Raw genomic sequence first — 10,704 nt, forward strand, 5'->3', positions numbered from 1 at the left:
CAGCCATCCACAGGTTGGGCCAAAGGTTAACAATAGTTTAACAGAACTCCTTAATTGGATATATAAAATACCACAAAATCAATATGTTATTGGTATGCACAAACTTTCAGCAAGCTCCAAAACGCCGGGTCTGAGGCGCTTTCCAGCGCCGTCGCGGGGATTAATTCACCGACTTATCCACAGAGTGCGTGGATAACAGACGCGTGAGATGCCCAGGCGCGGGTCACAGCCGTCGCACACCAGGCTGTGTGGAGTCGACGAGGGCGAAGTTCACCGGCCCGACTCCGCAGATGGCGATGATCGCCGGTTCGGGGTGGCCTTTCACCACGCCATCGTAGTGCGGCGTGTGGGCGACCCGATGGACGAAGCTGCCGGCAGATACCGGCACGCAGGACGCCGGGTCGAAGTCGGGACCGCTGTTGCACCACCACGTGCCAGAGACGACAACGCAGAACCGATCGGTCGTGTAGGTGTGCGGCGCGCTCATGAAACCGGGCCACCAACGAACCAGGCCGTAGTAGAGGCCGGGCTGGGTCGTGTCCCCGGTCAGCGGGCAGTTCTCCACGCTGGGTTCGGGGTAGGCAGGGTTCGCTTTCCACTTCAGTTCGCCGGGCGGGCGGATGATGGTCTGCTGGGGGTTCAGCGGGCTGGCCTGGGCGGTTTCCAGGAGGCCGGCCGGCACGGACGCGAGCAGCGTTGCGAGCATCAGATCGCGGCGATGCGTGGGTTGTGTCATGACGGCCCTCCGGTTTTTTCCGGATGCTAAGGATTCTCCGGGAAATAAACGAATCGTCCGGCGAGCGCCGCCGGCCTCTCATCGTCATGGCGGGCGCAGGCCGCTATCCACGCCTTGCTGCGTGGGTCTCGGCAAAAGGCATGGATGACAGGCCAGCGCCTGCCATGACGGGATTGAGCGACCGAGCCAACAACGAAGCACTAATTTATCCACGAAGCCTAACGGTTCGCGGCGGCCGCGTCATGTCAGGCGAAGGTGATGCCGGTCAGTGTCTCGGACAGTGCCCACAGGCGGGCGCCGGCATCGGGGTCGGCGGCCTGGGGGTAGATTTGCGCCGGCCCGGGGGCGCCTCGGGTTTCGCGCCAGCCGGTGGGGCCGTAATAGGCGCCGTCCTGCGCCTGTGGGGCCGTAGCGGCGTACAGCGAGGGCAGAGCGCCGTCGCTGGCCGATTGCGCCACCGCCGCGAAGATCTTGTCCATCAGCCAGGCTTTGGGGCCGGGCGCGCCGTCGCCAATGCCGTTGGTGACGATGTCGGTTCGGGCCCAGCCCGGATGCGCGGCGATGCTGTGCAGGTTCCAGTTGTTCCGTTGCGCTCTGCGATGCAGTTCCAGCGCGAAGATCAGCGTGGCGAGCTTCGTTCTGGCGTAGACATCCCTGGGGACATATGATCGTTGCGATTGCAGGTCGTCGAAGTCCAGCACCGCTCGACGGTGGGCGACGCTGGCCACGGTGACGACTCGGCCGCCGCCGGGCGCGGCACACAGGGCGTCCTTCAGCCACGCGGTCAGGGCGAAATGGGCGAGATGGTTGACGCCGATCTGCTGCTCGAAGCCGTCTCGGGTCTGGCGGCGGGTGGGGAAACCCATGACGCCGGCGTTGTTGACCAGAATGTCGATGACGCCGCCGTGCTGTTGGGTGATTGCGGTGGCGAAATCGGACACCGATGCGAGGTTGGCGAGGTCCACAAGGGCGAATTCAACGTTCGCTGAGGGGATCGCCTGGCGGATGCGGGAGACAGCGTGCGCGCCCTTGCCGGGGTTACGGGCTGCAAGGATCGTGGTGGCGCCCTGGCGGGCAAGACCGAGCGCGGTTTGGTAGCCGAGACCGCCGGTGGCGCCGGTGACGATAGCCACCTTGCCGTCCATCCGGGGCGCATCGGCCAGGGTCCAACCGTCTTTCACCGCCGTGCCGGGCATCGGATTCCCCTGGGTTTCGGAAGGGTGGTTGTAGCCGGGGCAGCGGTTGGGCGGCTAGCCGAATCGCGCCAGCGTGTAGCGCGGGTCGACGGTTTCGTTGTGCAGGATGGACTCAGCAGTGATCTGGCCGACAGCGGGTCCCAGCGTGTAGCCGTTGGCGGTGACCGTGTTGTAGAAGCCGGGCAGGCTGGGTACTTCGCCCAGCAGAGGCGCTCGGTCGATCGCGGGGTTGATGCCGGTCCAGGCGCGGACGATGGGCAGGGCTTTCACCACCGGCAGGGCGCGCTCGCAAACCCACAGGTTGCCCTCGATGTTACGGCGCAGCGGGCTGGTTCGTCCGGTTGCCGGATCGAAGTCGCCGAACCAGCCGCCGCCGATCAGGAAGCCGCCGCTGGCCTGCTGCTTCAGGGACAGATGCCGGTTCGCGAGCGCAATCAGGTGGCGGGTCAGCTTCGGGGCCGGTTCCGTTACGATCACCTGCTGCACCGTGCCGGTGACCGGCAGGTCCAGGCCGACCATACGGCCGATGCGGGCCGCCCAGGGACCGGTGGCGTTGACCAGCCGGTTGGCGGTCACCTGGCCCTGGCTGGTCGTGACGGTCCATGTGGTGCCGGTTCGCTCGATCGCCTGGACTTCCGCCCCGCGCAACAGGCGGGTGCCATGGGCCTTGGCCTGGTGCAGCAACGCCATCATGCCGCGCAACGGATCGCCGAAGCCCTCGGCCGGAACGAAATCGGCGCCGACCATGTGGTCGGACACAGCGGGGGCGAGGTCGCGCAATTCGTTGCCTTGCAGGACGTGGCTCTCGATGCCCCAGCGGCGTTCCATCGCCGATTTGCGGCGCAGCCAGGCCAGGCCGGCTTCGTCCTCGGCCAGCATCAGGCCGCCTTCGGTGCGGATGCCGAGGTCCTCGCCCACCGCGGCGCCGATGGCCTTCCACAGCGCGATGCTGCGCGGGGCGAGCGGCAGTGTGTGGGCCGCCGGGCCGCCGTCTTCCGGCGTGTCGTCGGTGAAGTCGTAGGACAGCAGTTGGACATGCAGGCTGCCGGCGTTGGCGGTGCTGGCGGCCATCGCCGCTTCGTCGCGGTCGATCAGCAGGACGTCGGCGCCGCCCTTGGCCAAGAAATAAGCTGTGGACAGGCCGGCCGCGCCGCCGCCGATCACGACGACGTCGGCATGGCGTGCCTCGACGGGAAGCGGCGGCAACGCATGCAGGCGCGTCGGCGAGGCGGGGTCGGTCAGCAGGGGGGCGATGAATTCCGGTGCCTCCCGCATCAGTGGAGCGGCGGGGACGGGGCGCAGCGGGGCTCGTGGTGCGGCGAAGCCATCCGGTTCGGGATTGCCGGGGCACATGCGGGCGATCGTCGCGGCGCAGAAACGGCCTTGGCAGCGGCCCATGCCGGCGCGGGTTGCCTTCTTCAGTGCCGGCAGCGAGGTCAGGCCTGACGCGATCTCGGCTTGCAGCCAAGCGGCGGTGACTTCCTCACACCGGCAGACCATCGTGGCGTCGGCCAGGGCTGGCGGCGACGCGGTGAACACGCGCCACAGGGCGGATTGGAATGCCTCGGCTCGGGCCAGGGCAGTGCGGGCGGCGGCATCCGGCGGTGCGGCGAACCCGAGGTCACGGGCGGCGGCGAGGCCGGCCAGGCGCCCCCTTGCCTGGGCGACGCGGGCGCCGCCGAAGTTGGCGCCGTCGCCGGCGGTGAAGACTCCATCGACGGTGGTGCGGCCGTTGGCGTCGGTTTCGGAGGCGAGATAGCCGGCGCCGCGCGCAACGAAACGATGCGGCACGCCCAGCGCTCGGGCCAGGTTGACCTCCGGCTGGAAGCCCATGTTGAGGGCGACGACATCGACGTCGAAACGGTGCGCGCCGGCGATGGCGGTGCGGACCTGGCCGTTGCCGGTCAACCGGTCCAGCGCGGTGCCCCACAGCAGCGGCACGTTGGCTTGCCGCAGTTGGCGGAGCATGCGCCAACCGTCCAGCAGAAGGTCGGGCGCGGCTTTGGCCATGCGGGCCAGGTCTCGCCAGCAAGACGCGCTGGGCCGGGGGGCCGCTTCCAGCACCGCGATGGGGGTGATGCCGCCGGCGAGGAGTTCACAGGCGAGTTGCAGGTTGAGCGGCCCACTGCCGGCGATCAGCACACGTTGGCCGGGGGAGACGCGCTGGGTGCGCACCAACGTTTGTAGGCCGCCTGTGGTCATGACTCCCGGCAGCGTCCAGCCCAGCACTGGCACGGGGGCTTCGTGCGCGCCGGTGGCCAGGATCAGACGGCGTGGGTGATAGGTGATGGACTGGCCGCGCACGATCGCCGCAAGCTCATCCGGGGCGAAGGCGCCCCAGACGGTGGCGCCGGTCTCCAGCCGCACGCCGGCGCGTTCGACCCTGGCGCGCAGGTCGGTGCCCAGGCGGAATTGGGGGTCCGGGTCGGTATCGACGTGGCTTGGGGCCAGCGGTTTGGCGAACTGGCCACCGGGGGCGTACCGCTCGTCCAGGACCACGACCGAGGCGCCGGCCTCGGCGGCTGCGATCGCCGCGGACAGGCCGGCGACTCCGCCGCCGACGACCAGGATGTCGCAGTTGCGTTCCTCCGGTGGCGGGGCGACGTCCAGCGTCAGTTCGGCGGGGAAGCTTCCGGTCACCTGCATGCCGTCCTGCGCCGGCGTCAGGCAGGCGCGCTGGCCGATTCGGCCGTTGACGGTGACGACGCAATCGAAACAGGCACCCATGCCGCAGAACACGCCTCGGGGTGCGCCGGATGCGGTGTGGCGGAGGGTCGTGATGCCGGCGGCGGACAGCGCGGCGGCGATCGTCTCGCCTTCCAGTGCATCGATTGGCTGGCCGTCGAACTGGAACGAGATCATCGGGCCGGTGGGCCGGATGGTGGGATGAGTCAGACGCATCGGTGCAACATGCCCATGCGGACGCCCGGTTCCAACCCGTATCGATCGGGCTCGCCGGGGCCTGGGTGGAGGGTTTCTCCGAAGGTGGCCATTGTAATTGCTATGGGTCAGTGCCCTAAAACGGCGTTCGTGGCGGGGCCGGCGGAAGCTCAGTACACGGATTTGTCATTTACGCCGGATTTCGTCAGATTGGCGCAGCCTTGGAGGACGGGAATGGCGGGTATGACTTCTTTCAATCCCCACAAAGAGGAAGACGAGGGCTATCTGGCGGCCGAGGCTGGCCGGGGCGCCTCCGAGAACCCGTATCCACGTGGCACGATCCGTTACGAACAATGGCGTGCTGGGTGGCAGACCAAGCGCAACGAGACCCAGAACAGGACGAATGAGGGCTATGTAGCCGCCGTCGCCGGACAGAGCCTGTCCGCAAATCCACATCCGCGCGGCACGATCCGTTACGAAGAATGGCGGGTCGGCTGGCAGATCAAGCAGGACGAGGCGGAGCGCACCCTGAGATTGGCCGAGACGCATCGCGGGTCGGACCGGTTTAGGCCAGCGCCCGAATCCGAAGCGCAGATCCCGAGGTCGCGGACGTCCGACGAAGAGAATTAGCGGATGGGGCGCCACCAGGTGAGCCACAGTGTCGCGCGCCAACGAAAACCGAGTCGTGCGTAGAGATCCATGGCGGGGTTGTCCGGGAAGACGTGCAGAAACGGCACCTGGCCGCGGGCGAAGATCGGGCGGGCCACGCGAAAGATCAGGGCGGCGGCCAGGCCTTGGCCTTGCGCATCGGGATGGACGCAGACGGCGCTGATTTCGGTATGCCCGTCGAAGCGGAGACGCTCACCGGCCATGGCGATGAGGTGGCCGTCCGGGTCTCGCACGCCGATATAGTCGCCCATTTCGACAGTGCGGGGGCCGAACGGACCCGGCCTGGTCAGTTCGACAAGGGCGAGCATATCGGGCACGTCGTCCAGACCGAGCGGAACGGCTCGGGATTCGGCTGGGAGCCCGTGGGGCGGCAGGGCGGTGGAAGGCAGGATCATCTGTTCGAGCGACCTGGCGTTTACGGCTTCCCAGCCGGACGGTGCCGGTTCTTCCGAACGGCGGACCAACCTGACGTCAGCGCCAGGGGCCGAGTCAGCGGCCAGGTCGGCGTAGGCAGCTTCGGTGGGTTCGGCGATGGCGGAAAACGGCGACACCTCAGGCAGGTAGTGACGCGCGGCGCCTCGGCCCACGGCGAATTTGGCGTGCGGACCGATGAGCGCATGCCATATCGGGTTGTCCAGTGGATCTGGCATATGATTACTTCTTCTCATGAATGCTGGTGCGCCCCAAATAGCAGGCGCATGGGGTACCGTGCTCGCCGGAATCGGACTCCATCCTGGGCACCGAGGCTGAACATGCTGGATGTGAAAGAGTGCGAACGCGCTCGGGTCACGCGCGATGCCAGCTATGACGGGCGCTTCTTCACCGGCGTGTTGACCACGCGCATCTACTGCCGTCTGATTTGTCCGGTGCGACCGGCGCGCGCCGAAAATGTGCGATTCTACGCGTCGGCCGCTGCCGCGGAGGCGGACGGATTTCGCCCCTGCTTACGTTGCCGACCGGAAACGGCCCCATTCCGCGGTACCTGGAACGGGTCGCTGACCACGGCACACAGGGCGTTGCGGCTGATCGAGTAGGGTGCCCTCGATGGTGAGGATGGTTCGGTCGAGACTCTCGCCGCGCGTCTGGGCATCGGCGCCCGCCATCTTGTTCGGCTGCTCACCCGCCATGTCGGGGTTGGTCCGTCGCAGTTCGTGCGAACGATGCGGGTGCAGCGGGCGAAACACCTGCTGGTCACAACGGATTTTTCTATGACGGAGGTGGCGCTGCGAGCGGGATTTGGCAGCCTGCGCCGATTCAACACGGTCTTTGCCCAGGTGTATCACCGGCCGCCGAGCGATATTCGCAAACGGCGAGACGCGAAATGAAAGCCGTATGACGCGGTGGCCTGCGTCCCGCTGAGGGCAAAGGCGCGGCGAAAGGTGCCCGCATCCTTGACAGGCGCGGCCACAATGCCACGCTTCGGGCAACGCGACGGAGGAAAACACCATGCGCTTCGGCCTGATCATCCGCGGTCAATATCCGCAGGGCGACGATATGCGTATCCGCCTGAAGGAAGACCTCGACGCCGCCAAGCGGGCCGAGGAACTCGGCTACGACATCATCGGCAAGGGGTCCCACTACAGTTCCTATCCGTTCCAGTACATCCAGCAGATTCCGTATCTCTGCCAGGTGGCGATGATCGCGCCTAAACTCCGCCTGTGCCCCGGCGTGGTGCTGCTGCCGCTGCATAGCCCGTTACATGTGGCGGAGGAGCTGGGTTCGCTGGACGTCATGTGCGACGGGAAGCTGGTGTTCGGCGCCGGCATCGGCTACCGCGAGGTGGAGTTCAATGCGTTCGGATCGACGCAAAAACAGTCAGGGCCTCGATTCGAGGAGTGCCTGACCGCGGTGAAACGACTGTGGTCGGAAGAATTCGTTTCGATGGAGGGAAGCTACTTCAAGCTGGACAATGCCAACTGCACGACCAAGCCGGTGCAGAAGCCGATGCCTCCGGTATGGATCGGCGCCAATGCCAATGTCGGGATACGGCGGGCGGCGCGCATGGCGGATACGTGGTTCATCAACCCGCACAACAAGATCGACACCATCGCGGCACAGATGGAGGTGTACAAGCGGGCGCTGGATGATTGCGGCAAGCCGTTCCCGGATGAACTGCCGATGGCGCGCGAGGTATTCGTGGCCAGGAATCGCGACGAGGCGATCCGGCTGGCGAAACCGTCGCTGGAGGCGAAATACAAAGCTTACAAGGATTGGGGGCAGGACAAGGTCATGCCGACCGGCGATGCGTTCAGCATGGATTTCGAGGAGCTGATGAACGACCGGTTCCTGTTCGGATCGCCGAATGAGGTGGTAGAGCAGATCCTGGTACTGAAGCGCCGTTTTGGGATCAACACGTTGATCCTGGGCATTCACTGGGTCGGCATGCCGGCTAGCCTGGCGATGGAACAGATGCAGTTGATCTCGGAAGAAGTGTTTCCTGCCGTTCGCTCTGCCTAGAGCGTGATCGCCTGAGGCCGAAAGGCGTGAATCATGCGAGAAAACAAAGGATCGTTGGATATGAAAATTGGCGCCGTCATGTTCTTCACCACCGATTCCATGCAGCCGGCGGCTTTGGGCCGAGCGCTGGAGGAGCGGGAGTTCGAGTCCTTGTGGGTGCCGGAGCACACGCATGTGCCGTCAACCCGGCTGACGCCTTACATTGGCGGTGGCCCCCTGCCCCGGCCGTATTACGACATCTACGATCCGTTCCTGGCGCTGAATGCCGCCGCGACCGCCACGACGACGTTGAAGATCGGGACTGGCATCGCCCTGGTGGTGCAGCGGGACCCGATCGTGACGGCGAAGATGGTCTCGACGATCGATCAACTTTCCCGGGGGCGGTTTCTGTTGGGCGTCGGCAACGGCTGGAACCGGGACGAGATCGAGAATCACGGCACCGCGTTTGGTACGCGCAACAAGCTGGCACGCGAGCGGATCGAGGCGATGCAGGCGATCTGGACGCAGGACGAACCGTCGTATCAAGGCGAGTTCGTGAAATTCGGTCCGATGAGCCAGTGGCCGAAGCCGTTTCAGATACCGTATCCGCCGATCATCGTCGGTGGTGCCTTTCCTTATGCGGCACAGCGCGCCATCCGGTACGGAAATGGGTGGATTCCGCGTGCCGACCGGTTGGAGCATGCAGGCGTCGGCGTGATCATCAAGCAGTTCCGCGACATGGCCGTCGAGGCTGGCCGTGATCCGTCTTCCCTGCCGATCACGATCTTCCGGGTGCCGGATGATCTGACGAAACTGCGATTCTGCCAGGAGGTGGGGATCGATCGGGTGGTGTTCAGTCTGCCCGCGGAGAAAGAGGACAAAATCCTGCCAATCCTGGATCGCTGGGTGCAGGTGAAGCGAGATCTGGGTCTGTGAGTCACATTGTCCGAACTCGACCGTGACACAAGGAAACAAAATGGCGCCGAAGCTTGGGTATCTCTTGCCGACTCGTGAGCAGATCATGGAGGGGCGGCCGGAAACCGGTCCTCTGCTCGATCTGGCCACGCGGGCAGGCGCACTCGGCTTCGATTCCGTCTGGGTTGGCGACTCGCTGACCGCTCGGCCACGGCATGACCCGCTGACCCTGCTGGCGGGCGTGGTTGGGCGGGTACCGGGGATGACGATTGGCACCGCCGTGCTGCTGCCGATGCTGCGCAATCCGGTGATTTTGGCGCATCAGGTGGCCACGCTGGACCAATTGTCCGAAGGCCGGCTGATCCTGGGGGTTGGGTTCGCGGCGGATCGTCCCAACATCCGGGCTGAATTCGCGGCAGCGGGGGTGCCGTTCGAGCACCGGATCGGCCGCATGCTGGAGGGCCTGCGCCTGTGCAAGGCGCTGTGGTCGGGGCAGCCGGTGGATTGGGATGGACGATGGCAGACGGCTCAGGCGGTGGTGGCGCCTACCCCGCATCGTGCCGGCGGGCCTCCGCTTTGGATCGGCGGCAATCTGCAGGGCAGCCTGGACCGCGCGGGCAAGTTTTTCGACGGGTGGTTTCCGATCGCCCCTAGCGCGGCGGATTTCGCCACCGGACTTGCCCATGTGCGGAATGTTGCCCGTGAGAATGGCCGTGATCCCTCGTCCGTCAGCGGGGCGATGTACCTGACGGTGTCGCTCGACGACGACGCGGCGAAGGCGGACGAACGGCTGAACGGGTTCCTGGAGCGCTACTATGGCCAGCCGGCCGCGGCGACGCGCCGGCGCCAGGCGTCCTATGCGGGACCGGAAGCGGGGTTGGCGGCGTGGCTGGCCGGTTACACGAACGCCGGGGCTACCCACCTGGTGCTGCGCTTCGCCGGGGATCACGAACGCCATCTGGCGGCGGTCGCAAAGTCGAGGACTCGGTAGGGAATGGTTGCCCGTTTGCGTTGTCCGCTGTATTGGGCAGCCCATGCCGAACGTGAAACGCGCCCCCTCGACTAAGCCTGCCCATGCACGAACCAATTTCGACGACCGCCTGAGTGCCGCCGCCGCCGCCAAACAAGCCTTGCTGGAACGCTTCCGCGCCCGCCCGAGCCCTGACGACCCGGCGGAGATCGCACGCCAAGCCGCGCTGAAGGCGATCAGCGACGCGCGGGAGGCGCGTGCCGCCGAACGCAGAGCCGCAAAGGAAGCCGAGGCCGCCCGTATCGCTGCCGAGATAGCGGCTCGCAAGACCGCGGAACAGATCGCCGCCGCCGAAGCGAAGGCTCGGGCCTTGGCTCTGGAGGCCGAACGCAAGGCCGCGCGGGATGCCCGCTACGCCGCCCGCAAGGCCCGGAAGTAATTTTTCAACCGCGGATAACGCGGTCGTCGTCCTCTTCGCGTGTGTGCCTTTGGCACATATGAGTCCGCTTTCTTTCAACCGAAACGCCGTGTAGGGCGTCCCGGAGGCAACAATGGTCAAGCGTCGCAAAGAGGAAGACATCGCCGGGATCCTGGAATTCGATGGACGCACCAGCGAGGATCCCGAATTCCTGGAATGGCTGGCCGATCACAAGTCCCGCAACGGCGGGAAGATCCGGGTCAGCCAGGGCGGAAAGGGTGTGCGCGTCATGTTCAGCAAGGATGCCGACATGGCGCTGTGGCAGCGGCGGTCGGAGGCGGCGACGAAGGGGAAGAAATTCGTCGCCTGATGCACGCGGCCGGTTTTCCGCCGGCCGAATTAAACAGAGTTTATCTCGTGTCGCGTCGCTGGTCGTGAGACGGCGTGGCTTGGCCCATACAAGGTGTATTTGGACCGTTCCGTT

At 65.9% G+C, this 10,704-nt stretch carries 12 protein-coding genes; 8 read left to right on the forward strand and 4 right to left on the reverse strand.

Annotation, left to right across the window (positions count from 1 at the left end):
* Positions 1 to 223: 223 nt before the first annotated feature.
* The 3 genes from GSQ89_RS25665 to GSQ89_RS25675 all read right to left on the reverse strand — a co-directional run bounded on the left by GSQ89_RS25665 (position 224) and on the right by GSQ89_RS25675 (position 4,833).
* Positions 224 to 736, reverse strand: coding sequence for a hypothetical protein (locus tag GSQ89_RS25665; protein ID WP_216856392.1), 513 nt, complete (start codon positions 734 to 736; stop codon positions 224 to 226).
* A 245-nt stretch (positions 737 to 981) separates the two neighbouring features.
* Positions 982 to 1,932 carry an oxidoreductase gene (locus GSQ89_RS25670; protein WP_174254927.1) on the reverse strand — a complete coding sequence of 317 codons (951 nt, stop codon included), beginning with the start codon at positions 1,930 to 1,932 and terminating at the stop codon, positions 982 to 984.
* Between the two features lie 54 nt (positions 1,933 to 1,986).
* Entirely contained in the window at positions 1,987 to 4,833 is a 2,847-nt protein-coding gene (locus tag GSQ89_RS25675; RefSeq protein WP_158930603.1) for an FAD-dependent oxidoreductase, read from the reverse strand.
* Positions 4,834 to 5,046: 213 nt separating this feature from the next.
* Here GSQ89_RS25675 and GSQ89_RS25680 point away from each other — a divergent pair, with 213 nt between their 5' ends.
* Positions 5,047 to 5,442 (forward strand): hypothetical protein, encoded by a 396-nt coding sequence (locus GSQ89_RS25680; RefSeq protein WP_158930605.1) that lies wholly within the window; start codon positions 5,047 to 5,049, stop codon positions 5,440 to 5,442.
* Here the strand turns inward: GSQ89_RS25680 and GSQ89_RS25685 are convergent.
* A complete protein-coding gene (locus GSQ89_RS25685; protein WP_158930607.1) occupies positions 5,439 to 6,131 on the reverse strand; it encodes a GNAT family N-acetyltransferase in 693 nt (230 codons plus the stop codon). The two genes, GSQ89_RS25680 and GSQ89_RS25685, sit on opposite strands and share 4 nt — an antisense overlap.
* Positions 6,132 to 6,233: 102 nt before the next feature.
* On the opposite strand from GSQ89_RS25685, the gene GSQ89_RS39425 reads away from it, so the two are divergent.
* The 7 genes from GSQ89_RS39425 (at position 6,234) to GSQ89_RS25715 (ending at position 10,590) form a co-directional block, all read left to right on the forward strand.
* Entirely contained in the window at positions 6,234 to 6,515 is a 282-nt protein-coding gene (locus tag GSQ89_RS39425; RefSeq protein WP_254073368.1) for an Ada metal-binding domain-containing protein, read from the forward strand.
* A 48-nt stretch (positions 6,516 to 6,563) separates the two neighbouring features.
* Positions 6,564 to 6,806 carry a helix-turn-helix domain-containing protein gene (locus GSQ89_RS39430; RefSeq protein WP_256367344.1) on the forward strand — a complete coding sequence of 81 codons (243 nt, stop codon included), beginning with the start codon at positions 6,564 to 6,566 and terminating at the stop codon, positions 6,804 to 6,806.
* Positions 6,807 to 6,927: 121 nt separating this feature from the next.
* Positions 6,928 to 7,938, forward strand: coding sequence for an LLM class flavin-dependent oxidoreductase (locus GSQ89_RS25695; RefSeq protein ID WP_158930611.1), 1,011 nt, complete (start codon positions 6,928 to 6,930; stop codon positions 7,936 to 7,938).
* A gap of 60 nt (positions 7,939 to 7,998) precedes the next feature.
* Positions 7,999 to 8,853 carry an LLM class F420-dependent oxidoreductase gene (locus GSQ89_RS25700; protein ID WP_158930613.1) on the forward strand — a complete coding sequence of 285 codons (855 nt, stop codon included), beginning with the start codon at positions 7,999 to 8,001 and terminating at the stop codon, positions 8,851 to 8,853.
* A 40-nt stretch (positions 8,854 to 8,893) separates the two neighbouring features.
* On the forward strand, positions 8,894 to 9,823 hold the full coding sequence (locus GSQ89_RS25705) for an LLM class flavin-dependent oxidoreductase (RefSeq protein ID WP_158930615.1): 930 nt from the start codon (positions 8,894 to 8,896) through the stop codon (positions 9,821 to 9,823).
* A gap of 43 nt (positions 9,824 to 9,866) precedes the next feature.
* Positions 9,867 to 10,241 carry a DUF6481 family protein gene (locus tag GSQ89_RS25710; RefSeq protein WP_158930617.1) on the forward strand — a complete coding sequence of 125 codons (375 nt, stop codon included), beginning with the start codon at positions 9,867 to 9,869 and terminating at the stop codon, positions 10,239 to 10,241.
* A gap of 112 nt (positions 10,242 to 10,353) precedes the next feature.
* Positions 10,354 to 10,590 carry a hypothetical protein gene (locus GSQ89_RS25715; RefSeq protein WP_158930619.1) on the forward strand — a complete coding sequence of 79 codons (237 nt, stop codon included), beginning with the start codon at positions 10,354 to 10,356 and terminating at the stop codon, positions 10,588 to 10,590.
* The last annotated feature ends 114 nt before the right edge of the window (positions 10,591 to 10,704 follow it).

Origin of the sequence: Acidisphaera sp. S103 (assembly GCF_009765975.1) — a bacterium.
Taxonomy (GTDB): domain Bacteria; phylum Pseudomonadota; class Alphaproteobacteria; order Acetobacterales; family Acetobacteraceae; genus Rhodopila.

Coding starts and splice junctions, on each gene's coding strand:
- GSQ89_RS25695 (WP_158930611.1), top strand. CDS start 6,928: ATGCGCTTCGGCCTGATCATCCGCGGTCAATATCCGCAGGGCGACGAT.
- GSQ89_RS25685 (WP_158930607.1), bottom strand. CDS start 6,131: ATGCCAGATCCACTGGACAACCCGATATGGCATGCGCTCATCGGTCCG.
- GSQ89_RS25680 (WP_158930605.1), top strand. CDS start 5,047: ATGGCGGGTATGACTTCTTTCAATCCCCACAAAGAGGAAGACGAGGGC.
- GSQ89_RS25710 (WP_158930617.1), top strand. CDS start 9,867: ATGCCGAACGTGAAACGCGCCCCCTCGACTAAGCCTGCCCATGCACGA.
- GSQ89_RS25670 (WP_174254927.1), bottom strand. CDS start 1,932: ATGCCCGGCACGGCGGTGAAAGACGGTTGGACCCTGGCCGATGCGCCC.
- GSQ89_RS25705 (WP_158930615.1), top strand. CDS start 8,894: ATGGCGCCGAAGCTTGGGTATCTCTTGCCGACTCGTGAGCAGATCATG.
- GSQ89_RS39425 (WP_254073368.1), top strand. CDS start 6,234: ATGCTGGATGTGAAAGAGTGCGAACGCGCTCGGGTCACGCGCGATGCC.
- GSQ89_RS25700 (WP_158930613.1), top strand. CDS start 7,999: ATGAAAATTGGCGCCGTCATGTTCTTCACCACCGATTCCATGCAGCCG.
- GSQ89_RS25675 (WP_158930603.1), bottom strand. CDS start 4,833: ATGCGTCTGACTCATCCCACCATCCGGCCCACCGGCCCGATGATCTCG.
- GSQ89_RS25715 (WP_158930619.1), top strand. CDS start 10,354: ATGGTCAAGCGTCGCAAAGAGGAAGACATCGCCGGGATCCTGGAATTC.
- GSQ89_RS25665 (WP_216856392.1), bottom strand. CDS start 736: ATGACACAACCCACGCATCGCCGCGATCTGATGCTCGCAACGCTGCTC.